Annotated in this window: 26 protein-coding genes, 1 pseudogene and 1 other annotated feature; of the genes and pseudogenes, 13 read left to right on the top strand and 14 right to left on the bottom strand. The window is 67.0% G+C overall.

Annotated elements, in window-relative coordinates:
- Positions 1–9: 9 nt before the first annotated feature.
- Positions 10–690, bottom strand: a complete 681-nt coding sequence (locus AC3WRM_RS11270; RefSeq protein WP_492248516.1) for a TetR/AcrR family transcriptional regulator — start codon at positions 688–690, stop codon at positions 10–12.
- A gap of 140 nt (positions 691–830) precedes the next feature.
- Here AC3WRM_RS11270 and AC3WRM_RS11265 point away from each other — a divergent pair, with 140 nt between their 5' ends.
- The 5 genes from AC3WRM_RS11265 to AC3WRM_RS11245 all read left to right on the top strand — a co-directional run bounded on the left by AC3WRM_RS11265 (position 831) and on the right by AC3WRM_RS11245 (position 6,366).
- Positions 831–2,672, top strand: a complete 1,842-nt coding sequence (locus tag AC3WRM_RS11265; protein WP_492248515.1) for an ABC transporter ATP-binding protein — start codon at positions 831–833, stop codon at positions 2,670–2,672.
- Positions 2,669–4,426 carry an ABC transporter ATP-binding protein gene (locus AC3WRM_RS11260; RefSeq protein ID WP_492248514.1) on the top strand — a complete coding sequence of 586 codons (1,758 nt, stop codon included), beginning with the start codon at positions 2,669–2,671 and terminating at the stop codon, positions 4,424–4,426. Before AC3WRM_RS11265 ends, AC3WRM_RS11260 begins: the two co-directional genes overlap by 4 nt.
- Positions 4,427–4,536: 110 nt before the next feature.
- Positions 4,537–5,277: an NADPH-dependent F420 reductase gene (locus AC3WRM_RS11255; protein WP_492248513.1), complete on the top strand. Its 741-nt coding sequence runs from the start codon at positions 4,537–4,539 to the stop codon at positions 5,275–5,277.
- A gap of 51 nt (positions 5,278–5,328) precedes the next feature.
- On the top strand, positions 5,329–5,736 hold the full coding sequence (locus AC3WRM_RS11250) for a hypothetical protein (protein ID WP_492248512.1): 408 nt from the start codon (positions 5,329–5,331) through the stop codon (positions 5,734–5,736).
- Positions 5,737–5,739: 3 nt separating this feature from the next.
- The gene (locus AC3WRM_RS11245) at positions 5,740–6,366 is read left to right on the top strand and encodes a TetR/AcrR family transcriptional regulator (protein WP_492248511.1); all 627 of its coding nucleotides are present in this window, start codon (positions 5,740–5,742) and stop codon (positions 6,364–6,366) included.
- Positions 6,367–6,465: 99 nt separating this feature from the next.
- On the opposite strand, the gene AC3WRM_RS11240 is transcribed toward AC3WRM_RS11245, so the two are convergent.
- From AC3WRM_RS11240 to AC3WRM_RS11230, 3 genes are all read right to left on the bottom strand, one after another.
- On the bottom strand, positions 6,466–7,035 hold the full coding sequence (locus AC3WRM_RS11240) for a hypothetical protein (RefSeq protein WP_492248510.1): 570 nt from the start codon (positions 7,033–7,035) through the stop codon (positions 6,466–6,468).
- 250 nt (positions 7,036–7,285) lie between these two features.
- Entirely contained in the window at positions 7,286–7,687 is a 402-nt protein-coding gene (locus AC3WRM_RS11235) for a VOC family protein (RefSeq protein WP_492248509.1), read from the bottom strand.
- Between the two features lie 44 nt (positions 7,688–7,731).
- Positions 7,732–8,301, bottom strand: a complete 570-nt coding sequence (locus AC3WRM_RS11230; protein WP_492248508.1) for a TetR/AcrR family transcriptional regulator — start codon at positions 8,299–8,301, stop codon at positions 7,732–7,734.
- Positions 8,302–8,370: 69 nt separating this feature from the next.
- On the opposite strand from AC3WRM_RS11230, the gene AC3WRM_RS11225 reads away from it, so the two are divergent.
- Together AC3WRM_RS11225 and AC3WRM_RS11220 are read left to right on the top strand one after the other, a co-directional pair.
- On the top strand, positions 8,371–8,763 hold the full coding sequence (locus AC3WRM_RS11225; RefSeq protein ID WP_492248507.1) for a VOC family protein: 393 nt from the start codon (positions 8,371–8,373) through the stop codon (positions 8,761–8,763).
- Between the two features lie 340 nt (positions 8,764–9,103).
- Positions 9,104–9,628: a VOC family protein gene (locus AC3WRM_RS11220; RefSeq protein ID WP_492248506.1), complete on the top strand. Its 525-nt coding sequence runs from the start codon at positions 9,104–9,106 to the stop codon at positions 9,626–9,628.
- A gap of 103 nt (positions 9,629–9,731) precedes the next feature.
- Here the strand turns inward: AC3WRM_RS11220 and AC3WRM_RS11215 are convergent, their stop codons facing one another.
- The gene (locus AC3WRM_RS11215) at positions 9,732–9,947 is read right to left on the bottom strand and encodes a hypothetical protein (protein WP_492248505.1); all 216 of its coding nucleotides are present in this window, start codon (positions 9,945–9,947) and stop codon (positions 9,732–9,734) included.
- Positions 9,948–10,219: 272 nt separating this feature from the next.
- On the opposite strand from AC3WRM_RS11215, the gene AC3WRM_RS11210 reads away from it, so the two are divergent.
- Complete coding sequence (locus tag AC3WRM_RS11210) at positions 10,220–10,486, top strand: hypothetical protein (protein WP_492248504.1); 267 nt, start codon at positions 10,220–10,222, stop codon at positions 10,484–10,486.
- Here the strand turns inward: AC3WRM_RS11210 and AC3WRM_RS11205 are convergent.
- A complete protein-coding gene (locus AC3WRM_RS11205) occupies positions 10,464–11,657 on the bottom strand; it encodes an FAD-dependent oxidoreductase (RefSeq protein WP_492248503.1) in 1,194 nt (397 codons plus the stop codon). The two genes, AC3WRM_RS11210 and AC3WRM_RS11205, sit on opposite strands and share 23 nt — an antisense overlap.
- 59 nt (positions 11,658–11,716) lie before the next feature.
- On the opposite strand from AC3WRM_RS11205, the gene AC3WRM_RS11200 reads away from it, so the two are divergent.
- Positions 11,717–12,289: a TetR/AcrR family transcriptional regulator gene (locus tag AC3WRM_RS11200; protein WP_492248502.1), complete on the top strand. Its 573-nt coding sequence runs from the start codon at positions 11,717–11,719 to the stop codon at positions 12,287–12,289.
- 87 nt (positions 12,290–12,376) lie between these two features.
- Here the strand turns inward: AC3WRM_RS11200 and AC3WRM_RS11195 are convergent, their stop codons facing one another.
- Positions 12,377–12,769 carry a winged helix-turn-helix transcriptional regulator gene (locus AC3WRM_RS11195; RefSeq protein WP_492248501.1) on the bottom strand — a complete coding sequence of 131 codons (393 nt, stop codon included), beginning with the start codon at positions 12,767–12,769 and terminating at the stop codon, positions 12,377–12,379.
- A gap of 102 nt (positions 12,770–12,871) precedes the next feature.
- Between AC3WRM_RS11195 and AC3WRM_RS11190 the strand changes: the two genes are divergently transcribed.
- The 3 genes and pseudogenes from AC3WRM_RS11190 (at position 12,872) to AC3WRM_RS11180 (ending at position 14,798) form a co-directional block, all read left to right on the top strand.
- Positions 12,872–13,774 carry a zinc-binding dehydrogenase gene (locus AC3WRM_RS11190; RefSeq protein ID WP_492248500.1) on the top strand — a complete coding sequence of 301 codons (903 nt, stop codon included), beginning with the start codon at positions 12,872–12,874 and terminating at the stop codon, positions 13,772–13,774.
- Between the two features lie 502 nt (positions 13,775–14,276).
- Positions 14,277–14,468, top strand: a pseudogene (locus AC3WRM_RS11185) (nuclear transport factor 2 family protein); the annotation flags it as partial.
- 99 nt (positions 14,469–14,567) lie between these two features.
- Entirely contained in the window at positions 14,568–14,798 is a 231-nt protein-coding gene (locus AC3WRM_RS11180; protein WP_492248499.1) for a sensor histidine kinase, read from the top strand.
- A gap of 266 nt (positions 14,799–15,064) precedes the next feature.
- On the opposite strand, the gene AC3WRM_RS11175 is transcribed toward AC3WRM_RS11180, so the two are convergent.
- From AC3WRM_RS11175 to AC3WRM_RS11145, 7 genes are all read right to left on the bottom strand, one after another.
- A complete protein-coding gene (locus tag AC3WRM_RS11175) occupies positions 15,065–17,023 on the bottom strand; it encodes a hypothetical protein (protein ID WP_492248498.1) in 1,959 nt (652 codons plus the stop codon).
- Positions 17,024–17,054: 31 nt separating this feature from the next.
- Positions 17,055–19,040: an ATP-binding protein gene (locus AC3WRM_RS11170; RefSeq protein WP_492248497.1), complete on the bottom strand. Its 1,986-nt coding sequence runs from the start codon at positions 19,038–19,040 to the stop codon at positions 17,055–17,057.
- Positions 19,037–19,726, bottom strand: coding sequence for a hypothetical protein (locus AC3WRM_RS11165; protein ID WP_492248496.1), 690 nt, complete (start codon positions 19,724–19,726; stop codon positions 19,037–19,039). The genes AC3WRM_RS11170 and AC3WRM_RS11165 overlap by 4 nt, the downstream gene beginning before the upstream one ends.
- Positions 19,727–19,771: 45 nt before the next feature.
- A protein-coding gene (locus AC3WRM_RS11160; RefSeq protein WP_492248495.1) for an IS3 family transposase occupies positions 19,772–21,009 on the bottom strand; the annotation gives its coding sequence in 2 pieces (ribosomal slippage) (positions 19,772–20,724 and positions 20,724–21,009; 1,239 coding nt in all).
- Positions 20,634–20,737, bottom strand: a sequence feature (AL1L pseudoknot). It overlaps the preceding gene by 104 nt.
- Positions 21,010–21,200: 191 nt before the next feature.
- Complete coding sequence (locus AC3WRM_RS11155; RefSeq protein ID WP_492248494.1) at positions 21,201–21,908, bottom strand: hypothetical protein; 708 nt, start codon at positions 21,906–21,908, stop codon at positions 21,201–21,203.
- Positions 21,909–21,975: 67 nt separating this feature from the next.
- Positions 21,976–23,589 (bottom strand): hypothetical protein, encoded by a 1,614-nt coding sequence (locus AC3WRM_RS11150; protein ID WP_492248493.1) that lies wholly within the window; start codon positions 23,587–23,589, stop codon positions 21,976–21,978.
- A gap of 4 nt (positions 23,590–23,593) precedes the next feature.
- A complete protein-coding gene (locus tag AC3WRM_RS11145) occupies positions 23,594–23,962 on the bottom strand; it encodes a sulfate permease (protein WP_492248492.1) in 369 nt (122 codons plus the stop codon).
- Positions 23,963–24,176: 214 nt separating this feature from the next.
- Between AC3WRM_RS11145 and AC3WRM_RS11140 the strand changes: the two genes are divergently transcribed.
- Positions 24,177–25,178, top strand: a complete 1,002-nt coding sequence (locus tag AC3WRM_RS11140) for a DNA-processing protein DprA (protein WP_492248491.1) — start codon at positions 24,177–24,179, stop codon at positions 25,176–25,178.
- The last annotated feature ends 15 nt before the right edge of the window (positions 25,179–25,193 follow it).

The following is a 25,193-nucleotide window of genomic DNA, read 5'->3' as shown; positions in this document are numbered from 1 at the left end:
ACGTCCGCGTCAGGAGCCTGCTCGACGGAGGCGGTACCTGAGGCCGTCGATGACGAGATCGACCTTGGCGAGCCACCACGTGCTCGGGGCGTCGGGCGTTCCCATGGCGTCGTGCAGCACATCGAGGTACTCCTGGACCCTCGCGTCCCCGTCCAGGGGGACGAGGGCCTCGGACGCCGCGAGGACGACGTCGCGGAAGCTGCGCGCTCCGTCGACCGGACGGTGCAACGCGCTGACGGTGAGGAACGAGTCCGCGGTGGTGTCGCCGACGGTGTCGACGACGAGGATCGCCTCGCGGACGGGAAGGTCGAGACTCCGCACGAGGTGCTCCACGGCTCGGTAGGCCTGCCTGGCGAGGGGTTCGGGCATCGCCGTCATGCCTCGTAGGCGCTCGGCGAGCCCCGGCGTCGTCGAGAACAACGTCCACAGGGCCCGAGCACAGTCACGGAGGTACTCGGCCCAGTCCTCAGCAGGCTCCGGCCAGGTCACCCGCTCGGCGGCGCGTGCGACGGCGGCGTCGAGCATGTCGTCCCGGCTCTCGACGTGCCGGTAGAGGGTCGACTGGTCGACGCCGAGCCGACCGGCCACTGCCGCGGTGGTGGCGCGGTCGAGGCCGATCTCGAGGACGGCGTCCAGGATGGCCTCGCGTGACGTGAGGGGAGGGCGTCCGCGACGGGATGAGGCCGACATCCACCGCATCGTATGCCGGGTTCCCGATCAGCGCCGAGACGAGATGGGCAAGTGAGGCAAGCCTCACCTTGCTTTCCGTGTCGCGGGAGCTCTACGCTCACCATGTTTTGCCATAGCCATTCGCAAAAGATGGGGTCCTGATGTCGGACACGACGACGATGCAGGCGACGGAACGCACCGACCCGCGCGACGTGAAGCGTCGGCAACGAGCCGCGCAGGCCGCCGTGCTCCAGCCGGTCTCGTCCCGGTTGCGCCTGGCCAGCGCGATGGTCGCGGTCGCGTCGTTGTGCGCGGTGGCCCCGTTCATCCTCGTCGTCGAGGTCTGCCGCGAGCTCCTCACGGCGTCCCCGGACTGGACGAAGGTCTGGACGCTCGTGTTCGTCGCACTGGGCATCCTGGGACTGCGTGGACTCCTGCAGTCCGGTGCCGTGCTGTGGTCGCACCTCATCGACTCCGAGCACCAGGACACCCTGCGGCGGGGCCTCGCCGAGAAGCTGTCGCGGGTCCCCCTCGGCTGGTTCACCGAGCGCAGCTCCGGCGACGTCAAGAAGCTCCTGCGCAACGACGTCGATGCACTGCACTACCTCGTCGCGCACGCACGGCTCGACGTGGTCGCGGCCCTGACCGCCCCGCTGGCGACCTTCGGCTACCTCCTGGTCGTCGACTGGCGGCTCAGTCTCGTCCTCCTGGTCCCGGTCGCGCTGTACGGCGTCGTCCTCTCCCGCATCATGGGCCCGGGTCACACCGACCGGATGACCACGTACGAGGCCTGGCAGACCCGTGTCAGCGAGACGACCATCGAGTTCGTCGACGGCATCCAGGTGGTGCGCGCCTTCGGCCAGCCCCGCAAGGGGCACCGCCGGTACCAGGACGCCGTCGACGGCTACGGGTCGTTCTTCCGGGCCTGGGTCACGCCCATCACCCGTCTGGAGGGCATCGGCGGACAGCTGCTGAACCCCGTCGTCGTCCTGGTGCTCGTGCTGCTGGCCGCGCTCGGACTCGTCGAGGCCGGCGCGATGGACCCGGTGTCGGTCGTCCCCTTCGTCCTCCTCGGCCTCGGGGTCGGGAGCACCGTGCTGGCGCTCGGCTACGGTGCGCAGGCGTTGCGCCAGGCGTCGACGGCCTCGATGAGGCTGTGGGAGCTCTCGCAGACCCCGGAGCTCGTCGAGCCGGAGGACGGCCCTCGACCGCGCGTCGGCGTCGTCCGCTTCGAGTCGGTGTCCTTCGGCTACCGCGCAGGGCGTCCGGTGCTGCACGACGTCGACCTCGAGCTGCGGCCCGGGACCATCACGGCGCTCGTCGGGCCGAGCGGGTCGGGCAAGTCGACCCTCGCCCGGCTCCTCCTCCGCTTCTACGACGTGACCGAGGGTCGGATCACCGTCGACGGCCACGACGTGCGGGACCTGCGGGCGACCGACTTGTACCGCTCCGTCGGCTTCGTGCTGCAGGACGTCCAGCTGGTCGCCGGCTCGGTGCGCGAGAACCTGCTGCTCGCTCGGCCCGGGGCGAGCGAGGCGGACCTCGAACGCGTGTGCCGCGCCGCGCAGATCCACGAACGCATCGTCGACCTCCCCCGCGGCTACGACTCCGAGGTCGGGCAGGACGCTCGGCTCTCCGGGGGCGAGGCGCAACGTCTGTCGATCGCGCGGGCCCTGCTCGCCGACACCCCGGTGCTGGTGCTCGACGAGGCGACGGCCTTCGCCGATCCCGAGTCGGAGGCGGCGATCCAGGACGCCCTGGCCGCCCTCGTGGCCGACCGCACTGTCCTCGTCATCGCGCACCGGCTGCACACGATCGTCGACGTGGACCAGGTGGTGGTGCTCGACGACGGCCATGTCGTCGAGCACGGGCCTCCGGCCGCTCTTCGGTCGGCGGGCGGGCTGTTCTCCCGGCTCTGGGCGGCGAACGAGCGCGCCCTGGCCGACATCGGTGACGACGCTCCGACGACCCCGGGCCCGACGAACCCGGAGGGGCACGCATGATCCGCACGGTCCTTCGCCTGGTTCCCGACAGCGAACGCGCGACGGTGCCTCGGTACCTCGCCGCGGTCGTCGTGCACGCGCTGGCGCAGTCCGTCGCCTACGTCCTGCTCGTGCCCCTGCTCGAGGCGCTGTTCCGTGGAGACCTCGCATCGGCGTGGGGTTGGACGGCGGGCGTCGCGGCGGCTGCCGTCGTCGTCGCGGTCGCCGGGTACCAGCAGGCCGTGACCGGCATCCGCATCGGCGTCGGCATGGTGCACTCGCTGCAGACCCGCATCGGCGACCACATCGCGACCCTGCCCCTGGGGTGGTTCGACTCGACGACGGCGGGTCGGGTGTCGCGGCTCGTCAGCACGAGCGTGAAGGACGCGATGGGCGTGTTCGCCCACCTGCTGACGCCGATGGTCGCGGGGGTCCTCGTGCCCGCCGGTGTCGCCGTGGGGCTGCTGTTCATCGACCCCCGCGTGTCGCTCGCGATGGTGGTGAGTGCTCCGTTGCTCTACCTCGTGAACCGGTGGGGCAGGCGACTGTACGGGCGCGCCGAGGATCGCGTCCACACCGCCTCGGAGGAGTCGAACGCCCGTGTCATCGAGTTCGCGCAGGCCCAGCCGGTGCTCCGGGCCTTCGACGCGGCGACCACCGGCAACCGTGGCCTGCAGGAGGCCCTGGAGTCCCAGCGTCGCGAGGGTCGCCGGCTCGTCTGGGCGTCGGCGCCCGGTCTCGTGGTGTTCTCCTCGCTAGTCCAGGCCACGTTCGTCGGCCTGGTCTACCTGGTGATCTCGCAGACGTCGGGCGGGTCCTTGTCGGCGCCGGCCGCGATCGCGCTCATCGCCGTGAGCTCGCGGTTCATCGACCCCCTCAACCAGGCGGCCGAGCTGGCCACGGCGGCACGCGGTGCCGCCAACGCCGCCGAGAGGATCCGCGCGCTGCTCGAGACCCCACCTCTCGACGAGCCGACGGCACCGGTCCGGCCGCAGGACTCGAGCGTGCGGTTCGAGGCGGTGAGCTTCACGTACGCCGACGGGGCGACCGTGGTCGACGACGTCACGTTCGAGGTACCCGCCGGGACGACGACGGCGCTGGTCGGTCCGAGCGGCAGCGGCAAGACCACCCTGCTCCGCCTCGCGTCCCGCTTCTACGACGTCGACGCCGGCCGCATCGAGGTCGGCGGCCACCCGGTCGACGCCTACCCGTCGACGACGCTGATGGAGCAGTTCGCCCTGGTGTTCCAGGACGTCTACCTGTTCCACCAGTCGATCGCCGAGAACGTGCGGATCGGGAGGGCGGACGCCACGGAGGGCGAGGTCCTCAGCGCCGCCGCGGTCGCGCGAGTCGACGAGATCGTGGAGCGACTTCCGGACGGGTGGGACACGAACGTCGGCGAGGGCGGCACGTCGCTCTCCGGCGGCGAGCGACAGCGGGTCTCGATCGCGCGTGCGCTGCTGAAGGACGCGCCGATCGTCCTCCTCGACGAGGCGACGAGCGCACTCGACCCGCAGAACGAGGCGGCGGTCGTGCGCGGTGTCCACGAGCTCACGCGCGACAAGACCGTGATCGTCGTCGCGCACCGGTTGTCGACCATCCGGCACGCCGACCAGATCCTGTTCCTCGACCAGGGGCGCATCGTCGAGCGAGGCACCCACGACGAGCTCCTCGCAGCCGGTGGCCGTTACGCCGACTTCTGGGGCGAGCGGTCGCGAGCGGCGGGATGGCACCTGGTCGGGTCGGCGACGACGGCCGACGGCTCCGGTAAGTAGCACGAGCCTCGACACCGAGCGCTGGGACCTGATGCTGACTGGGCTCCTCATCGCCGCGCTCGGCCGCGGCCTCCGGATCTCGTCGGTCAGCAGCGGCTGACCCCAGAGGAGTGGTGGTCGCCGGGAAGCAGCGGCCGGTGGAGGGCGTTGTCCCCTCCATGACCACCATCGGACTCATCGGCAGTGGAAACATCGGAAGCACGGTCGCGCAGCTGGCCGTCGACGCGGGCTACGACGTCGTGCTCAGCAACCGGCGCGGGCCGGACACCCTGCGCGAGCTCGTCGAGCGCCTCGGTCCCCGGGCGCGGGCGGCGACCCCCGCGGAGGCGGCCGAGGCGGCGGACCTCGCGGTCGTGACGGTGCCCCTCAAGGCACTCCCGGACGTCCCCGTCGACCCGCTGCGCGGCAAGGTCGTCATCGACACCAACAACTACTACCCGGAGCGCGACGGGCAGGTGGCGCGGCTCGACGACGAGTCGACCACCACCAGCGAGCTGACGCAGGAGCACCTGCCGGAGTCGAAGGTCGTCAAGACGTTCAACAACATCTACTTCGAGCACCTGGCCCGCCTCGCCCGCCCGCACGGCGACCCGGAGCGGTCGGTGCTCGCGATCGCCGGTGACGACGCCGACGCCAAGCAGGTCGTCACCGAGTTCCTCGACGCGATCGGCTACGACGCCCACGACGTCGGCCCCCTGGCCGAGGGCTGGCGCTACCAGCGCGACACCGCCGCCTACGCCGGGCTCTACCAGACGCCGGACGCCGACTTCACGCCCGAGTCCGGCCGCCAGGTCACGCCCGAGCTGCTGCAGGAGAAGCTCGACGCGGCCCAGCGCTACCGCGACATGTGACGCGCACGCCCCACCGTTGACCATGCGGTCAACATCTTCTATGTTGACCGCATGGTCAACGTCTCGTCCTCCCGCCCCACGCCCCAGGGGAACCGGCCGCTGGCGCTGACAGCGGCGCTCGTGAGGATCTACGTCGCCCTCGTCGCGCTCACCCTGGTGGCGCTGGTGGTCCTGGGCCTGACCGCGCCCGAGCGGGCGACGGCTCACGCCTGGGGCCACGCCCTCGTCGTCGCGGTGTTCGCCCTCGTCCTGCCGCTGCGCCTCCGCCGGGCGCGCGCGGGAGACCGGGGCGCGGTGAGGGCCGTGGGGATCGTCGCCGCCGTGCTCTTCCTCGTCAACGTGGTCGAGGCGATGCTGCCGGCGTTCCCTGGGTGGATGCGCGTGGACATGCTCGTCACCGCGCTCCTCATGCTCGGCGTGGTGCTCGACGTCGTCCGGTGGGCCGTGCGCGACCATTGAGCCGTGCCCCACACGTCAGACGACACTTCGACGAGCGCCCGCCGGCGACGGACTCCTGACGAGCGTCGCGAGGAGATCGTCGAGGCGGCCACGGCGGTCGTCGCAGAGGTCGGCTACGCGAACGCCACGCTCACCGAGATCACGAGGCGGGCGGGGGTCTCGAAGGGGTTGCTGTGGCACTACTTCAGCGACCGTGACGAGGTCATGCAGCACGCGGTCGGCCACCTCGCCGGTCGCCTACGGGCAGCGCTCGTCTCCGACGTCGACGTCAGCGCGCCGGTACCGGACGTGGTCCGTGCGGTCTTTGCCCGGACGGCGCTGTTCACCCGGACGCACCGGCAGGAGCTTCGGGCGCTCGACGAGATCGTGCACAACCTGCGGACGTCGGACGGTCGACGACGCGTCACCCTGCTCGACTACGAGGACGTCTACGCCGACCACGTCGCGCTGCTGGGGCGGGGACAGCGAGACGGCACGATCCGTGCCGGCGACCTCCGCACCTTCGCGGTGGGCTACCAGGCTCTGATCGACGGCATGATCGCCCACCTGCAGGCCCACCCCGACGCCGATCCCCTGACCTACGCGGACGGCGTCGCCGACCTGTTCCTCCACGGCGCGGCGTCGCGGTGATGCCGTTCCGCCGACGCCCCTGACCAGCGCCACGCGAAGGAGGCTCCCGGACCCTGAGTGTCCGGGAGCCTCCTCTGGCTCGAGAGCGAAGACCGCGGGTCAGGCGACGCTGCAGGCCGGCAGTCCGAGGACGACGAGGGCGCAGCGGATGCCGGCCTTGTTGTTCTGGTAGTTCGTGTCGATCGAGCTCGTCCGCGGGTCGGTGAGCTCGAAGCTCCACTGGCTGAAGGCCGAGACCTCGACCGTCGAGAGCAGGAACGTCTTGCTCTGGCCGGGCAGCAGCGGCTCCTTGAGGTACACGTCGCCGTCGTAGCCCGAGCCGAGCACGCCGATGGCCCAGTCCTCCTGGATCTGCGGGTCGCCGAACAGGCCGATCCCGACCGCGCGGTTGGAGTGGAAGGTGAACTGCGTGCCGGCCGGGAGCGTCGTGTTGCCCTGGTTGCGGACGACGAAGCCACGCTGGCCCACGCCGGTCTGCGCGCTGACGACGATCTCGGGATGCCGGACGGGAGCCATCGCCACGGAGGCCTTCGTCCCCGAGGTCTGGGTGACGGCGGCCTTCGCCTCGGGGGCCTTCGACACCGCGGCGTTCGCCACGGACGTGGTGCCGACGACGGAGCAGAGCGCGGCGACGGCCAGCGCGGTCGAGAACGTGCGGGAAACGATCATGGTGACTCCTTGGGAGAGGTGTACGTGCGCGGCCCGGACAGGGTGCACGTCGCCAGCGTGCGGCCAGGGAACGCGAGAGATCCGCGACCGGACGATCTGCGTGGCTCCCGCCGCCAGATTGCGTAGCGGACCTCCCTCACGCAGGTTCGCCGCAGAAGCGACGTCCGTACCAGCGACTCCTCAGCGCTCCCGTTCCGCGCTGCAGGACGCGGACTCGTCGTCGCCGACGGCGCCCCACCGGCCGGCCCGGTCAGGGTGCTCCTGCGCCACTGTGGAGGACGTGCGGGATCTCGAGGGGATTGCACACCCAGTGCGCGTCCGTGCCGGGCGGGAAGGGCTCGCGCCAGTCCTCCGGGAGCACTCCGTGCGCGGCCACGTGACGCACGGTGGCCGGGAGGTCGGAGGTCACCAGCTCCAGCCACACCCCCACGGCGTCCTCGTCGGCGACGCAGTCCAGCCACAGGGTGAGTGGACCGGAGTCGATCCGGCACGACCGCAGGACCTTCGGCGAGAGCTCGTCGTCGACCGGCGCCAGGGTCAGCCCGAGGACGTCGCGGTAGAACGCCAGCGTCGCGTCGTAGGACGACTCCGGGATCTTCATGGCCACGTTCGGACCGAGCTCGAAGGTCGGCCTGTCGTCGGCGTGTTCCATGCAGGAATACTACGGGGCAGGAACACTACGGGCGCCGGCCGCGCTCACAACGCGTCGATCAGCCTGTCCAGGCTCCGGTGGACCGCTGCACGGGCGTCGGCGCCACCGGATGCCTCGACGAGCCACAGCACGCCTTCGTTCATCGCGCCGGACAGCAGGTGCGTCAGCGCCTCGACGTCGTCCCCGCCGCTGACTGCGTCGACGGCCTCGCGGAGCTCTCTCATCGAGGCGGAGGCGTCGAGCGCCCGCCACTGCGACCACCCCAGGGCCGCGGGCCCCTCGACCAGCAGGACCCGCGCCGCGGGATCGTCGGTGATGCCGTCGACGAAGGCATGACACCCGGCCCGCAGCGCCGCGCGCGGGTCCACGGCGTGCTCGTCAGCACGGGCGACGACGGCCGCCGCGACGCGCTCGTGCCCTTCCTGCACGACGGCTCGGAGCAGCCCGAGCTTGTCCGCGTAGTGGTGGTACACCGCGCCTCGTGTCACGCCGGCGGCTGCGGCGATCTCGCCCACGGACGCGCCCTGGAACCCTGCGCGGGTGAACGCCTCCGTCGCCGCCCGGAGGATGGCGCGGGACGTCTGGGCCGCGTCGGCGGCAGAGGCTCGAGGCATGGGGTTCCTATACGTGCAGAGTGTATGTAAAGTCGTGACATACACAGTGTACGTATAGCGAGGAGTGCCATGAAGAGCTTCTACCCGGTCGTCCAGGTCGCTGACCCCGGAGCCGTCGCCGGCACCTTCGTCGACCACTTCGGCTTCGAGGAGACCTTCGCGACCGACTGGTACGTCAGCCTGCGCCGTGACGGCTACGAGCTCGCCGTCCTCGACGCCAGCCACCCGACGATCCCGGAGGGATTCCGCCGCGAGTGCTGCGGACTGCTGCTCAACATCGAGGTCGACGACGCACGCACCGAGTACGACCGCCTGCGCGGCACGCAGCTGCCGATCCGCCAGGAGCTGCGCGACGAGGCGTTCGGACAGCGGCACTTCATCGTCGAGGCGCCCGGCGGCATCCTCGTCGACGTCATCGAGGAGATCCCGCCGTCGGCGGAGTTCGCCGCGGCGTTCGCCTGAGCGGCCGCGACAGACGCCGCCCGACCATGACGAAGCCCCCGGGTGAGGTCGGCATCGACATGCGCGGCCAGCTCGGCGGCCGTCCCCGTCGGCGCGCCGTCACCAGGTGGCGTGTGACCCCAAGGGTCGCCGATGACGGAGGAGAACACGGTCGCGCCGGTGGTCGACGCGCACGGAGCGGCTTCGAGTCAGAGATGCGTCGACTCCACGTCATCCAGCAGAACCGGCCGAGGGAACCACCCCACCGCCCACGGCAAGGTCGGACGCTTCCAGGGGCCGTCTTCGGGATCCAGGGTCCGAGAGGATCAGGCATGTCTGAGGTGCGTGCGAGGCTCGACGTATGACAGTCCTGGACGCGAAGCACGTTCCGAACGGTGAGGCTCCGCTCAATCCGTTCGTCGTGGTCGACGATGCCCCCGGATTCGTGACGTTCCTGGTCGAGGTGTTCGGCGGCGTCGAGAACGAGGCGGCTCGGACACCGATGCCGGACGGCAGGCTCATCCATGCCGAGGTGGCGCTCGGTGGTCCGAAGGTCATGCTCTCCGATCGCCTCGATGGCTGGCCGACCCGTCCCGGCCTCCTCCAAGTCTGGGTCGGCGATGTCGGGGCTACCTTGGGGGCGGCCGCCCAGCGCGGAGCGCGCATCGTCACTCCGCCGTCGCCGTTCTACGGCGAGACGACCTTGGGTCGGATGCGGGACCCCTGGGGAAACCTCTGGTGGCTCTACGCTCCCGCGGCCGGCCAGCCCGACCCGGTGCCGGCGTGGGAAGGGGGCGACGACATCATCTTCCGCACCATCCACCAGGCGATGAAGGAACTGGCGGCCGAACGTTCTGAGGCTCGGGTCTGCATGAACAGCGACTGATCGATTCTCTGGTGACTCACCCGCATCGCCTCACCGTCCGGACACAGACTCGGCACCATCACCGGGACCCGCCGCGGCGACCAGTCCGCCTCCACCACCCTCGTCACGACCGCAGCGAGCCCACCCACGAGCTTGCTGGCCTTGGGCCGACGACACCCTGCGCGTCCACGGCCGACTCCACCACATCGGCATCGGCCGAACCCACGTCATCCTGCTCGTCCACGACCTCCACGTCCGCATCGTCAACGCCGCCACCGGAGAACTCCTCCGCGACCTCCAGATCGACCCAGAGCGCGACTACCAGCCCCAGAAACCACAAGCCCCGAACCCACATCCGTAGGTTCGGGGCTTGCCGATGTCCTGAGACATCACCACGTTGGGCTGACAGGATGTGAACCTGCGACCCCCTGACCCTCAGGCGTGCGAACGGCTTCCGCGCGCTCGCCGGGGAGCAGCCCACGGGACGACTCCATCTGGGGCGCAACAAGCACCGACCCCGCCGCACCGAGACCCGCGACCGCGTCCGCACCGACAGGAACGGCACGAACGGCATGCGGGCCGCTCACCAACTCAGACACATGGCGCCCCTGGGTGGCCGTCGTGGTCTGCGCCGCGGCGTTCGGTCTTCGGCACGCACCGCTGTCGGCGACCAGCCCGGGCGAGGCCATCGTCCGCGTGATCGCCACGAGCATGGCGGGCCGTGCCCTCGGCGCCATGCGTGCGCGGAGTGTCACGCTCAGCGCGCTCATTCTGGGACGCTGGGCGTTCGAGGTGATCGGCCTCGGCTTCCCGACGCCATCGAGTGTGCTCTCGCGAGCGCGACTGATGGGGGTGGTCAGCCCCGTCGAGGAGCCTTGACCTCAACCGGCGCATCCAGCTGGGCGATGCGTCGCGCGAGGGCGGTCTGACGCCGGGGTGAGCCCAGAAGTGCTCCGATCACGGCGTTGCGAACCGGCCGGAGCACGGGGCTTCGGAGGGTCGCGAGTCTTGTCATTCGATCCGTCAGTGCGATCACGCGCTGAGCCGCAACCCGGCGGAGGCGCTCGTACTCGGCGAGGTCCTCGTCTGCCCGGTTTCCCGCAACGACGTCGGAGAGCAGATCGGCGAGCGCGATGGCATCCTGAATGCCGAGGTTCATCCCTTGACCGCCCGCGGGACTGTGCACGTGCGCGGCGTCACCCGCGAGGAAGACGTTCCCGTCGCGAAACCTCTCTGCGAGTCGATGCGCCACGCGGAAGCGTGAACTCCAGACGACCGAGTGGACGACAGCCCGGCCGGGTCCGCGGTCGTCGAGGATGCGCTGCAGGTCGGCGACGGTCGGCTGCGCCGGAGCGTCATCCATCGTGGCGACGATCCGGTGTCGTCCACCCGGGAGGGGTGCGATCACGACGAGACCTTGCTCCGCGAAGAACAACTGCACCTCTGCGGTCGGGAGCGGCCAGCTCAGTGAGACATCCGCCAGAACGAAGGATGCTGGGTACTCTTCCCCGTCGAAGGCGATAGCCCGCTCTTGACGAACGCGGCTTCTCAGACCGTCGGCGCCGATGACGAATCGAGCGCCAACCGTCTCGAGGGTTCCGTCCTGGCGGCGCAGCAGCGCGCGCTCTCCTGACCCCGGGGCAGCGAACGAGACGAACTCGACGCCCCTCTCCACTCGACAGCCATGTTCATGGAGCACGGTGTCGAGAATCCCCTCAGTGCGCGCCTGGGACAGCATCAGGGTGAACGGGTACGGCGTCCCGAGGCTGCGGAAGTCGATGTGCGCCAGCGTCCTCCTGCGGTCGCGGACGGTGAAGTCCGGCACGATCACGCCCTCCTCGAGGATCCGTGCAGCGACCCCGATCTCGTCGAGCACCTCCAGCGTCCGGGCATGAATCACCGCGGCTCGTGACGTCGCGGCCCCTTCCGGTGCGGCGTCGATGATGCGGACGCGAACACCACGTCGAAGGAGAGCGACTGCCGCGGTCAGTCCGACGGCTCCTGCACCGACGATCAGAACATCGGTCTGAGAACGAGAAGAAGTCACCATGCGTTGACAATTGCAGACGTCACCCGCAAAAGTCAACGCTCGGTGCTAATTTGGAGATCGTGCAAGCCGACAACAGGTCCGCGCTCACCGCCAAGGGCAGAAGGTCACGCGACGCGATACTCCACGCAGCCGCCGCTCGGTTCGAAGCAGATGGCTTCGAACGAACCACCATCCGCGCCATCGCCACCGACACCGGGATCGATCCCGCGATGGTGGTCCGCTACTTTGCGAGCAAGGAACGTCTGTTTGCCGAGGCAACCACGCCCGCGATCGACATCCCCCGCGCCACCGCTGCCGAGGGGCACACCCTCGGGGCCGCCCTCGCGAGTCACGCTGTCGAGCTGTGGGGCAGCGAGTCCCCGGGCCGGGCGCTGCGCATTCTGCTGCGCGCGTCCGCACACGATACCGAGGCCGCAGCCCGGGTACGCTCGATCTTCGAGGGCCAGGTGCGCCCCTTCCTTCCCATCGGCGGGCAGGATGCCGCGCTGCGGGCAGGCATGATCAGCTCGCTGATCCTGGGCTTCGCGTACAGCCGATACGTCGTTCAGCTGCCGCCTCTCATCGACGCCGACGACGATGCGCTGGAACACCGACTCGCCCTCGCATTGCAAGCCGTGCTGGACGCACCGTGACGATTGATCGCCCGAGTCTCGGAGCACGTCCCAGATCGACTGGCGTGCGAACGCGCAGGCGGACGGCGGATCACGCCTCGGGAGCCGTCACTCCTGATAGCTGGTTCGGGCAGCGCGCACAGCCTCGACATGCGTCTCCGCCCACGTCTTGAGTTGCAGCACGACTCCCAGCAGCCCGCTCCCGAGTTCGGTGAGTGAGTATCTCACCTCGACGGGCACAGCCATCGTGACTTCGCGAGAGATGAGACCGTCTCGCTCGAGGGCGCGAAGAGTCTGAGTCAGCATCCTCGGGCTGATTCCCGCAATGTGCCGCGCAAGCGCGTTGTACCTCATGCTTCCGTCCGCAAGCGACGCCAGCACGAGGCAGGTCCACTTACCGGTGATCGTCTGCAGGATGTCCCGTGAGGGGCATTCCGCGAGGAAGCTCTCGAACTCCGCACGGGCTTCGTCGCGGCGCTGGGCGGCGGTACGGGTCGTCATGCTGCCATCGTGCCACCTAACGCACTTTTTTGTTCCTACTGCCGAAACGAATGCGATGCGCGGGACCCTGGCGTGAGTTCAGTTTCAGCAGAAGGAGGAAGCATGCTCAGTGTTCAGGTCACAGCCGGCCGGGGTCTCGCCGCTCGTGATATCCCCGAGCCCCTACCAGCGCCTGATGAGGCGGTGGTCGAGGTGGTGGCGAGCAGCATCAACCGGGGCGAGCTCGCACTCATCGGGATGCGCGGAGAGGGTTGGCGTCCCGGGCAGGATGTGGCGGGCGTCGTCTCCTCGGCCGCGCAGGACGGCTCGGGCCCAGCGACAGGCACAAGAGTGGTCGGGCTCGCCGAAGAGGGAGCGTGGTCCGAGCGAGTCGCCGTGCGCGCGTCTCGCTTGGCCGAGGTTCCCGACAACGTGGAGTTGGAGACGGCGGCGGCCCTGCCGATGGCCGGCCTGACAGCATTGCGAACTGTCCGAAGCCTCGGAAGCATCCTCGGCGCGAAGGTTCTCATCACCGGACCTCGTGGCGGTGTCGGATCTCTGCAAGTACAGCTCGCCCGCCTCGGCGGTGCCGACGTCACCGGCTTGGTTCGCGCACCAGGCGTGGGCAAGTCTGCAAGCGGATTCGTCAGCGACCTCGGCGACGGTGCCGCATTCGATGCGGCACTCGATGCCATCGGGGGCGACACGCTTCGTACTGTCGTCGGGGCCCTCTGCCCCGGCGGGAAAGTGGTGTGGTTCGGATCAAGTAGCGCAGAGCCGACCGCTCTGTCCATCTACGACTTCGTCGGCCACGAAGGAGTCTCGGTCTCCACCTACTTCTCCTACGCGCAGGACCCACGTCAGGATGCCGACGATCTCGACATCCTGCTTCGGATGGTCGAGCAGGACAAGGTTCAGCTCAAGACCGACAGCCGCTGGCCGCTCACCGACGCTCAGGCGGCGATCGAGCGAATGTCGGCTGGTGGTGTCCGCGGCAAGATCCTGCTCACAGCGTTCGCCGCCTGACGCACGATCACCCACTCGGTGTCGAGCACGGGGCATGGTGATCCACCCCTCGGAGAGGCTGTCAGTCAACCACCGAAACTGGAACCTTCCGTGGGGATCACACTGTCGCTGTCGCCTATCGGTGCCGCAGTCCCCAGCTAGGGCATAGCAGGCAACGCGGCCGATGCGTTCTTGCTCAACGCTCGCACACTCGCCGCGAACGACCGATCGCTCCCGCGCGGCAGCGCCGCGATCACGTACCGCTCGATGTTCAGCGCGTGGATCTCCGCCGCATCGAGCGCCGACCCCGACTTCTACTTCGGCCTCGAGGTGATCGCCGACACCTTCCCGGATGCCCGGGTCCTCGCCACCCCGACCGTCATCGACCACATCCAGCACTCCTACGAGGGCAAGCTCAAGGCGTGGAGCATGCTCGGCTCCAATCTCCCCACCCGTCTCGTCGAGATGACCCCCTTCACCGACGACGCGATCCTCGTCGACGGCGAGCGCCTCGAGCTCCGGCGCCCACGACGACACCTACGTCGTCGACGGCGAGAACGTCGTCGTCCTCGCTCGGTACACCGCCACCCACCGTGCGACGGGCAACGCGCTCGCCGTCCGCGTCGCACATCATTTCGTCGTCCGCGGCGGACTCATCGTCCGCTTCGAACAGTTCGTCGACACCGCCAAGGTCCGCGACGCCGCCGCATCCTGACCGGACGACAGCTGCCGTCTTCCCAGAGATCCGACCGCCGTTCTGTTTCGGATCGAGGGCCTGGCCACACCCACGGGTGCACGTCCTCAGGGGTCCTGGGTGCGCGTCCCGAACACCGGCCACGACGTCTCACCCGCGGAGATCAGCAAGCTCACCGAACCTCTGTACCGAACCCATCGATCCGCGCGAGATGGCCACGGACTCGGGCTCGCGATCGTGCAGTCGATCGTCGGCACGCATGCTGCGAGCCTGTCGATCACGCCACGGAGCGGTGGTGGACTGTCTACGACGGTCATGTTCCCCGGCGTTCGGGGCGCACCCCGGACATGAGCGACGGCCGAACCCACATCCGTGGGTCCGGCCGTCCATGATGTCCTGAGACATCACCACGTCGGGCTGACAGGATTTGAACCTGCGACCCCCTGACCCCCAGGCGTCCAAACGATCCCACCCAGCCCGTTTTCCGCGTGATTCCGGAGATCAGGTCATGCTGAAGACGTCACGAGATGCATGGTTTGCATGATTCTGGTCCCCTTCTGGTCCCCCAACGCGAGCGATCCCAACTCACGCATCCGGGCCTCCGGGCCTCCGGGTCGCTAGTGCATCGCGCTGGGCATCGGTCTGTTTCCACGCACGACGGCGACGACCGTGCTGTTCGTTACTTTGCCAGCGGCATCTCGTCGGTGGGCTACCCATATCGAGTCGTTGATGTGTGGTGTCCCGCCCGAGTGGTCGGTGAGGTCCAGCACAAGCAGTTGCCCGAAGGGCTCGTTCGTCGACTGGTATTCGACGGCCTGAGCCAAATACGCTGCCTCAAGGCTCGCTCTTGCGGAGTTGCCGAGTTCCCGCTTGACCTCGGTGACGTAGCGCCGTGCACCGTCGAAGGTGGCAATGACGTCCGCGCGACCACCCGCGATGTTCGAGTGCTCCTTTCCTACGCGGCCCGCTAGGCCCGATGCGCTGAGGAACTCGTGGAAGTGGTTCTGGATGTCCGCCTCAAGTGGTGACATGCCCCCGTGAGGGATGCGCGCGGTATACGGCTGCGCATTGTCGCCGACGTAAACAAGGAACCGAACGGTGTTGACGACGAGAAGAGAGAAGTCCGCTTTCGCCATGCCGACGAAAGCAGCATTCTCGCCAAGGTCTGCTACGAGGTCAGCGCAAAGGCGGTCGATGAGTTCGTTAGTTGGCCGATCACCGGCAAAGCTTCCAACGAACGTCTGACGAGCTGCCTCCTCAAGTTGCGCTCGACGAGGGCGTTCGAGGTCATCAAGCAATGTGGACGCAGGCCCCAACAGCGCTCGGAGGTACGGCTCACTAGGAGATGACTCCTCAGGTGCGTCGCTCGGTTCGCGCTGGGTTGCGCGACCGCGGTGAACGAGATCCAAGAGTTCGTAGATCTCCGGCGGGAGCTCGGGCTCATCTCGCCGCCTATCGATAGTGACGGCTCGTTCAAGCTGGTGCGCCATCGCTCCGCGTTGAGCAATCTCGTTCACAAGCCTTGGCCGAATGATTGAGGTCACCGTCTGGAGGTTGGTGAACTGCCGGTCAGCCTCGTAGACCTTGATGATCGCGTCGACCGCGACCCACGTGTCGAGAAAGGCATCCTCTTCGAGCTCGGTCACGGCAGTCTCCAGCTGCCATGCCAGAGAGGTCCATGCGAGTTGCGCCCCGTGGCGCGCGGTGCCCTGATGCCGACTGTGCATGCCGTAGGTGAGCAGTGCTCTTTGGTCAGCGATGCCTCGAGCAGCCTGCGCCGACATGGACAGAGTCGTCTTGTCTACCTCGTCGAAGGCGATGAGCGCAGTGCAGGTTTGCGCAAAAGCAGCGGCGTCCTCCCGTCCTTCGAGCTGACGAGTGATTGCCTGAAATCCGTCCCGAGCATCGCGAATCTTGCCGACGAGCTCTTCTCTGCCCGTCTGCATCAGAGCATCTCGGAGTTGCCCAACGGCGCCCTCATACGCAGCGTCCTCACTGCCTCGCTCAGCAAGTGCGGTCAGCGTGGCTGCGAACCGTGCTCGCTCCCCGGGAGTCGTCCAGATGTCCGCGGCGAAGCCAAGTGCCCGGGCTAGAGGGTCATCGAAGTCTTCTGGGTAGTCCTGTACTGGGCCCGTGAGCAGTGCGAGAAGTCGGTACGGAGCAATTGTCGTTTTGGCCGCTACTTCGAGCGCGATGTCGAGTCGCAGTCCCGCGAGCAGCGGGCTCGACGCAATATCGGCTTCTTCAGGTAGTAGGGCGTCGTGAAGTGTGGCAGCCGTGAGGCTCAGCGCACGCTCGTCGTCGAGCAAGATATCTGCCGTTTCGCGCAGAGCAAGGTAGCTGTGCTGCTGCGCCAGGCCCGCTGCAAAGCTCAAGAGCGCCCCGGTGTGCACCTCTGTCCACAATCCGCCTCGCAACTGCGTGCAGAAGGCATATGCCAGGTAGGGAGCAAGGGGGTCAGCAGCCAGATCGGAGGCTTCGGCAGCAACTTCGGCGACGGTCCCGAGCGAATCCAGAGTTACGGCGCTGGGGTCCGCTGTTGCTTCGGCAAGGCGTTCAGCGATCGACACCGTCACCTCCCGGGATGTCTGTCATTCGGCTAAATCTCTAGAAGAGCGTGGTGCGGTTTGGCTTGGGCACGATCGTGCCGGAGACCCCCGACACCGATGCTGCCAAGGTCTTGTCGGCTGTCGTCACAAGGATCTGCAGTCCCGGTTCTTCGGCCGCAGCGGTGACTAATCCTTGAAGGAGCGTCTGCGCGTGGTCATCCTGCACCTCTTCCGCTTTGAGGCTGTCGAGCAAGAGGAGGCCTGGATGTCCCGCGATGTCGCGAGTGCGCGCCGTGCGTAGCAACGCGACGACGAGGGCGTAGCGCAGACGAAGACGTTCGCCCGGGCTCTGCGAGCTGAAGCTTGACCGCGCGCCTCCGCCTTTGGTGACGTCCATGTTGCCATTGCCCTTGATTTTGATGTCCTCTAGTTCGCCGATTCCGAAGGCAAGGGCAAGGTCGCGGGTGGCATCGCTCAGATCGGAGTAGAGCGTGGCGCTTACCTGCGCGATCTCGTCTTTGAGAATTTCGCTTGCGGCGTTGAGCACGACGACAGACATCGGCGGTTCGGCGTCTTCAGGGGTCATCGCTTGGAGCGCTTCGACGACGGCCGTAGCTGCGGCGAGTTCGTGTTCTGCTTCGATTCGCTCGGTCATTTGTCGCACGCCTTGCGCCTGTGCTATCCGCTCGTCGACCGAGTTGAGGTCGTCCTGCGCAGTGCTGAGCTCGGCTTGCGACTTGTTCTTCGCTGCGTCCAGTGCCTTCTCGGCCGCGCGGGTTGCCGCGAGAGCTTCGATTGCCTGAGTCTCGCGCTCGGCGTAGTCATCTTCGTCATCGACGTGAAGCGCTGTGTCGCAGACAGCGCAGTGGTGGTCATCGTGCTCTCGCGAGCGACGCTGAGCGCTGATTGGGATTTCGCATCGGGGGCAGAACTGCGGATTCAGCCCGTGGAACAGGGCGCTTGCCGCTTTCGACTCGCGGAGGCCATTGAGGGCTTTTTCGTCGGCAACGCGGGCGAGCTGCGCCTCACCGAAGGCCGCGGCTGCTGCTTCTGCCGCTTGTCTGGCAGCGGCAACACGTGCGCCGGTGTCGGCGGCGAGACCTATAAGGTCCTGCAAGCTTTCGGCCGGAGTTTGAGTGCTGAGAACTTCGAGTCGTGTCTCGGCGTTCGTACGTCGGTCTCCTGCGTCCTGGAGTTGTTTCGCTATGGCCGCATTCGTGTCGCGACCCCGGCGTTGTTCTGCCTTGAACTCGCTGTCGAGACGCTGAGCGAGCGCCCTGACGCGCATCGAGCGCGTTGCTTCGGGCATGTCGAGGAAGACCTGCATCAGTCTTACGGGCAGCTGGTCACCCGCCGTGCTGCCGAGCAAAATTGTGTCTGCGCCGGATGGTGGATACAGGACGCCGAAGTACGCGGGCCAGCCGTGTGACTTGATGATGCCGGCTTCGTCCTCGTTGCGCGCTCGGTTGAAGACTTGCATCTCTTCGAGTCCCAGTTGGGTCATCATGAACGCGCCGACTTGCTCGGCCCATTCGTCGCTGCTCTGAGCGCGCGCTAGCTCAGTGGCGCCTGTCGCGATCGAGTCATCGCTTGCGGCCAGAGCTGCGGTCGTGCCCGCCAAGATGCAGCCTTCGGTAACCTCGGACGTTTCCAGCGATAGCCGGAATCCGATCGGTTGACCGTTGATGTGCGCGTCAAGGGAGACCTCTGTGAGCCAGGACAGCACGTCAGCTTGGAGGTTGCGTGGTTCGCCTCTGAGGACAAGCGTGAGCACTTCAAGGATGCTGGTTTTGCCTCGCAGATTGTCAGCTGCGATTACAGTGACACCGAGTCCAAAATCAAAGGTCTCGTCGAAGGCACCGGCTTCGACTGCCCCGGCCTTATCGCCACGGACTCTGAGACGATCGAGTCGAATGCTTCGGTGGCGTCGGGTGCTCGTCGTCAGATTCAGCCCATAGTCATTAAGGGTTTGCTCGACAACTTCTTGGGAGCACGAGGCCGCGGAGGCAATTCGCTCGATAAGAGTGGTGCCTGCTTCGCTCACTGGTCTTCTCCGCCCTCTGCGCTCGCGAGCGCATCTTTCAGTCGTTGTCTTGCGCGATCTGCGATACCTGCGATCCGAGTTCCGAGCGCGGCATCTGCGTACTCGGGCTGGAGGTATTGAATGTCACGCAGCGCACTGCCACGTCGACCAGCGGCGAGGTCCGCTACGAGAGCCGAACGCTCGACGTAGTAATAAAGGTCCGGCGCCGTATCAACGATCGCTTGAGCTGCGGTTCGCCCCGAGGTCGTGAGGTAGTAATCATGCTGCGTGACGTGACCCGAGTTCCCGTGCTTGCGGCGGATCACGAGGCCCGGAGTTCGTAGCACGGACAAAGCTTCATCGAGTGGCTCGTAGGCGCCAAAGAGATAACGAAGCATCTGATAGGAACGCACCTCGGGCTCATCGCTCTCTAGAATGTCGCGAGCCAAGTCGAGATCATCTGAGTTACCGTCGCGCTCGAAACGGGAGATCAGCTCGTCGGCCAAATAGTCCGGATTGCGCAACCAGAAATCGAGCTTCTGGAGCAAAACCTGCGAGTGCAGCACCGCTACCGCGTCCGACGGCGTCTGGACCGGCCGGGGGTCAGGGAGTGGGTCCGCCGCCGCGTCGATAAGCAGCAAGAGACGAACGGCGTCCTGGTAGACGCTCGTGGTGCGCCCATCCGCTACCTGATCAAAGTTCGCCACAAGACTGAGGCTAGTGGGAGGGCTGAATCGGCCTGACTTTTGTTCCTATCGGATTGCTTGTCCGGCAGATGCCGGTTGGGCTGATTCCAGGTCAGCGTAGTACGCGTCCTCGACCTCGACCGGGGTGCGCATGTCGAGCTCGCCGTGGAGGCGGGAGTTGTTCCACCACCACACCCACTCGAGGGTCGCGAGCTCAACTTGCTCGACGGTCCGCCAGGGGCCGCGCTGGCGGATCAGCTCCGTCTTGTAGAGGTTGTTGATCGCCTCGGCCATCGCGTTGTCGAACCTGTCCCCGACGGTCCCGGTGGAGGGGACGGCGCCGAGTTCGACGATTCGCTCGGTGTAGACCATTGCGGTGTAGTTCGACCCGTGGTCGGCGTGATGGATGAGCCCGTCGAGCCGTCCGCCGGCGCCCCAGGCGGCCATGTCGAGCGCCCGCATCGGCAGAATCTCCGACCGCAGCGTCGCAGCGACGTTCCATCCGACGATGCGTCTCGAGTAGACGTCGGTGACGAACGCGACGTAGGCGAACCCAGACCACGTTGCGACGTAGGTCACGTCACACACCCAGAGCCGCCGCGGCGCCGGCGCCGTGAATCGGCGATTGACGAGATCGCTCGGTAGCGCCGCCGTCTTGTCGGATCGTGTGGTGAACACCCGCTTCGACTTCTTCACGCCCCGCACCCCGGCCAGACGCATGAGGCGTTCGGTCTGGTCGCGGCCGATGTCCCATCCTTGCCGGCGCATCAGCGCATGCATCTTCCGGCGCCCGTACACGCCGTAGTTCTCCGCATGCAGCCTGACGACCTCCGGGACGAGAAGGTCGTCCCGCAGCTGCCGGGCGGATGGGGCGCGGCCGACGGCGGAGCGGTAGCCGCGGGAGGTGAGGAAGCCCTGCACTGCCGGTCGGAGGACCCGGCAGATGAGCTCGACCCCGAAACGATCCCGGTACTCGTCGATGAACCGGATCATCTCGGTCAGGGGCGGTCGAGCTCCTTCGCGAAAAACACGCTCGCAGCCTTGAGGATCTCGTTCGCCTTCCGCAACTCCGAGACCTCCTTCTGAAGACGTTTGATCTCCGCCGCAGCGTCCGTCGTCAGCCCTGGCTTCACGCCAGCGTCGACCTCGTAGCGGCGCTGCCAGAGACGCAGCGTCTCGGGACTCATCCCCAACAGCCCAGCCACATGACGGACCGCGCTCATCATCGTCGGGTGCGACGGCCGCGTCTCCGCGAGCATCCGCAACGCCCGCTCACGCATCTCCGGCGAATACTTCCTGTTCATCGAGTTCCATCCTTGCTTGAAGAACGGAACGAAAGTCAGGCCGATTCAGGCGCCCATCTGAGAGGGAGGCTCGTCAAGCCAGTCGAACGGGTTGCCCTCGGAAGGTCTTGCGGGACGGCGGTCTTCAGCTATCTCAGCGGCCAGCGGCGGGAAGCTCGCCGTCGACGGTGCTGCGACTACGCACCCATCACCTACTGCCGACCGACCGCGTCAGGGTGCACTTCGAATCCGAAGGTCCCGCCGGTCGCTCCCAGACAGTGGTTTCGTCCGCACACTGCGATCGCGAACCAGATACGTTCGACTGCCGTTGCGATCCGCTCGTGAAGGGCTCGGATGAACTTGACCCAGGCGTCGTTGTCGCCGACGTCTTTCATCGCCTGCTGGTAGAACGTTGCCACCGCGGGGTCAGCGAGCACGGCGTTTTCGATGTTCTGCCACGCGTCGTCGGGGCTGACCGGTTGCGGCGCATCTCCGAGTTCATCCAGGTAGTAGAACCGTCCCATGCGTCCGTACATGTCGAGCGCTTCGATGATGGGCAGGATGACCGGATCGTTGTCCACCTCGGCGAGGAGTTCGCGGACATACTGACTCTTGTTCGCGGTGCGTAATCGCAGTTCGTTCATCACCACCGCGTGCATGGGAACGAGCTTGTGCCCTTGCTTCTGCATCTCAGACTTGGTAGGCCACCGTTGGTCGCGGTCCAGTGCGATGAGCCCAAGGGTCAGTTTGTAGAGCTTCTCAACGCCGATCGACAACATCGTCAGAATCGGGTCGCGGGTAGTGTCGATGAACGCACCGGTGCGGACGACCCGGATGCCGTAGGCGAGGAGGTTGCGCGTGGAGGTCATCTCGGCGAGCAGAGCAAACGCCTGCTGTCGGTCCAAGTCCATGATCGCCACGCCTTCAGGCTAACGACGTCGACTGACACCCTCGTATGCACGCACCGGTGCCGGACTCTTCGGTCAGTCAGCCGCTGAAGCTCTCTTCATCGATGTCGATCAGTTCCCACGGCGCGGTGGCCACGAGGTCTTCGTCGCCAGATACGTCAGCGAGCCCGGGTACCCAGGCCAAGAACTGTTCGCCAGGGGGCGGCTCAATCCGGTATGTCTTGGCCTCAGGCCCCGTCTCGGGAGCGAGACCGGTCTCCGTGGCCGTCATCGCGGGATGACGCATAACGGTCTGCGGTGTGGGGACTTCTGCGCCGCCGACGTTGAGCGTCCCGGTGGCAACAACCACTACTTGCGGCGGGTTGCCTTCGGGGGCCGTGACCGTGACTGGATGGCGCATGGCGTGGACGATATGGCCCTCCAGTAGCAAACGAGCGCGACGCAGCCGCACCCGGTCACGGTCGTCAAAACGACCGTTGCAGGGCTCGACGGTTTGTCTACTGAGACGCTCGATCCTAACGATGTCTTCGACTGTCTCCGCGATCACCTCCAGCTCCCGTTGTTCCTTCTCGGGGATAGCTGGCGACCCAAGAGACAGCAGCTCGCTCCCTCCAACCTCGAAGGCGACCGCAGTAGAGCGGTAGAACTGAAGCAGGAAGCGCGTCGATGCGAGCTTGAGGTCATTGGTCGAGTCGAACACCTCCCAACCTCGGAAGTGTGCGTCAGTCATCCGATCGCCTTGAGTATCGAAGGAGAACTTGAACATGACGCTGCCGGCGACCAGCACATCCCATTCCGCGAAGCTAGCGTCGGGGCGGCGACGAGCGACGGCCGCGTCGTAAGCCTCCGTGACATCTCCGTCGTCGTCGCGCAGCACAACGCGGACGTGGTTGGTCGGGTCCTGTCTGAGCAGTTCTGTGACGGTGAAAGCGCTCCAGTCCTCGGTCAACTCCAGAGAGTCGCGCATGTCCGGCACCTCGCTGCCCAACGGCGCAACGTATGCCCTTGCCTCTTCGATTAGTTCGGACGTTCCCACGGTGACGTCGTCCTCCCACGCCGAGTTGTCCAGGGCGAGCAGCTGCGCGTCCCGTAGCGACTCGACTATGCGCAAAGTCGCTACTGTCAGAGCAGCCATGTGGGAGAACACGCGGACCGCTGCGGCATATCGCTCGTGGAGGGGGAACGCAAGCGCCTCCTGCTTCGGTCCTTGAGCGTCAGCATGGACGAGGTCGGCGTACAGCCAAGCGGCGGCAAGCTGTGTGTCCGAGACCCTGTTGGTCGCGTCGGTCCCGTCAATGCGAGCAGATTGCACAGAGTACGCCTGGACTTGGGTTCCCTGAATCTCGGAAACGTCCCAGGCACGCCGAAGGTCGTCCAGACGCGCTCGGAGCGCATCATCGACATCCGCTTCGCTGACGAGGTGCTCGATCGCGTCGAAGACCTTCACGTAGTAGACGGGCTCGGACTTCACTGTCAACGGCCTCACCCTCGAAGCCAGTGACTCGAAGACCTCCTCATCAGCCGGGAGGCGCCGTGTGATGGTCATTCGCCCGGTCACGTCAACGTGACCGTCGAAGCTTCCCTGTGCGTGCCGCAGCAACTCTTCCTGATTCTGGACGATCGAGTGCGCCTGGACTCGCCGCGCACGCAAGACGAACCGCCGCAGTATCTCGTGATTGTCCATCCTCGCCATACCGTCAATTGTCCCCCGTGCTAGTGCTCCCCCGCGAAGCCCGACCGGTTCCGAGGAAGGCAAGTGGTCGAGACCCCAGCTCGTTCCTTCGGACGCGGATGAGTTGGATGAGGCTGACGGGTCCGATCCAGAGGAACTTGAAGGCGTTCCAGACGAACAGCAGGACCAGCAGGCAGAGCCAACGGGGACCGCCGTCGTTGATGATTGTGGTGCAGATCGCGGCGGCGTAGAGGTAGGGCACGGACAGGAGCATCGCGGGGACGCCCCACTTGAGGCCACGCCTGATGCGGATGGCGTTGAGCAGCAGGTTGGTGGGTGCGTAGCGGAGTACGCAGTAGCCTCGTGCGCTGAGTGCGACTGATGTGCGGAGCATCGCGGGTCTCTCTTTCCTCGTCATAGCGCGACGGTGTTCCGTCGTGGAGGCGGCTATGAACCGAGTGCCCTCGAAGGGGCCGTCCCGTAGGACCCGCGTAGCTGAAGAACCTGCCTCGTCGTCCAGTTTACGACCGTGCTCTGACAGAGGGAACCCGTCGGCGGCCGGCACGCGTGTACCTCGTCGGTGACCTTGGAGCGAGAGGACACCAATAATGGCGACACTGGCGGAGCAGATGCAGGGTGAGCGGATGGCGCGGGTTGTGCTGTCGATGATCGCCGAGCCCAACGATGCGGCCTCCGGACACGTGCTGGCTCGCGTCGGAGGGGTTGAGACGCTGCGGCTGATCGAGGCGGACGATCCGGTGCCGGGTCTTGCTCGCGCCGACGCGCTGATGTGGCGCGAACGCCTCGGTGCGCGGATCACGCCGGGCCTGCTGGGCCACGTGGCCGAGACTCAGGGTGGGGCGTTCGGCACGCTCATCCCGTCGGACGAGGACTGGCCGGCCGGTCTAGATGATCTGGGCGACCGTGCCCCGTATCTGCTGTGGACGCGCGGAGCGACTTCCTTCCTGACGAGGGCGCTGAGCGATCGGGTCACGTTCACGGGCGCCCGCGCCTCGACCGGCTACGGGGAGCATGTCACCGGCGAGCTGGTGACGGGTATGGCCGATGAGGAACGCATCATCATCGCGGGTGGTGCCTACGGGATCGAAGGAGCCGCGCATCGCGGCGCTCTCGCGGCCGGCGGGCAGACTGTCGCGGTCCTCGCGGGCGGTCTTGACCGGCTCTATCCCGCTGGTCACAGTGAGCTGCTGAATCGGGTTGGCGACGTCGGCCTGCTGGTGAGCGAGCTGCCGCCAGGGTCCGCGCCGACCAAGCACCGGTTCATCGCACGGAACCGGCTGATGGCGGCGCTGTCGGGCGCGACCGTGATTCCCGAGGCCGGTGTGCGGTCAGGGTCGATGAGCACTGTCCTTGCGGCACGTGACATCGGCCGAGGCGTCGGTGCGGTGCCTGGCCCAGTGACCAGCGCCGCCAGTAGCGGGACGAACGAACTCATCCGACAGGGCCTCGCGACGCTCGTTACCCAGCCCAGCGACGTGATCGCCTTGCTCGACGCCGATGCGCCCGGCCGCGCGGTCACACCGCCGGAGGTCGGACGGGACTTCGCCCAGCGGCGGCCGTCACCGGGCACGCCGGGACACTCGATCTGACGACTCCCCCAACCT

The sequence above is a fragment of the Aeromicrobium sp. EU05-FHT14F07 genome, assembly GCF_058790455.1.
The sequence above is the reverse complement of the archived record's forward strand: the minus strand, read 5'-3'. Positions and strand labels throughout refer to the sequence as shown.

Bases quoted from the DNA above. Each gene is read 5' to 3' on its own strand.
- AC3WRM_RS11270 (WP_492248516.1), bottom strand. From the start codon at position 690: ATGTCGGCCTCATCCCGTCGCGGACGCCCTCCCCTCACGTCACGCGAG.
- AC3WRM_RS11265 (WP_492248515.1), top strand. From the start codon at position 831: ATGTCGGACACGACGACGATGCAGGCGACGGAACGCACCGACCCGCGC.
- AC3WRM_RS11260 (WP_492248514.1), top strand. From the start codon at position 2,669: ATGATCCGCACGGTCCTTCGCCTGGTTCCCGACAGCGAACGCGCGACG.
- AC3WRM_RS11250 (WP_492248512.1), top strand. From the start codon at position 5,329: ATGGTCAACGTCTCGTCCTCCCGCCCCACGCCCCAGGGGAACCGGCCG.
- AC3WRM_RS11240 (WP_492248510.1), bottom strand. From the start codon at position 7,035: ATGATCGTTTCCCGCACGTTCTCGACCGCGCTGGCCGTCGCCGCGCTC.
- AC3WRM_RS11235 (WP_492248509.1), bottom strand. From the start codon at position 7,687: ATGGAACACGCCGACGACAGGCCGACCTTCGAGCTCGGTCCGAACGTG.
- AC3WRM_RS11230 (WP_492248508.1), bottom strand. From the start codon at position 8,301: ATGCCTCGAGCCTCTGCCGCCGACGCGGCCCAGACGTCCCGCGCCATC.
- AC3WRM_RS11225 (WP_492248507.1), top strand. From the start codon at position 8,371: ATGAAGAGCTTCTACCCGGTCGTCCAGGTCGCTGACCCCGGAGCCGTC.
- AC3WRM_RS11220 (WP_492248506.1), top strand. From the start codon at position 9,104: ATGACAGTCCTGGACGCGAAGCACGTTCCGAACGGTGAGGCTCCGCTC.
- AC3WRM_RS11205 (WP_492248503.1), bottom strand. From the start codon at position 11,657: ATGGTGACTTCTTCTCGTTCTCAGACCGATGTTCTGATCGTCGGTGCA.
- AC3WRM_RS11195 (WP_492248501.1), bottom strand. From the start codon at position 12,769: ATGACGACCCGTACCGCCGCCCAGCGCCGCGACGAAGCCCGTGCGGAG.
- AC3WRM_RS11190 (WP_492248500.1), top strand. From the start codon at position 12,872: ATGCTCAGTGTTCAGGTCACAGCCGGCCGGGGTCTCGCCGCTCGTGAT.
- AC3WRM_RS11150 (WP_492248493.1), bottom strand. From the start codon at position 23,589: ATGGCGAGGATGGACAATCACGAGATACTGCGGCGGTTCGTCTTGCGT.
- AC3WRM_RS11145 (WP_492248492.1), bottom strand. From the start codon at position 23,962: ATGCTCCGCACATCAGTCGCACTCAGCGCACGAGGCTACTGCGTACTC.
- AC3WRM_RS11140 (WP_492248491.1), top strand. From the start codon at position 24,177: ATGGCGACACTGGCGGAGCAGATGCAGGGTGAGCGGATGGCGCGGGTT.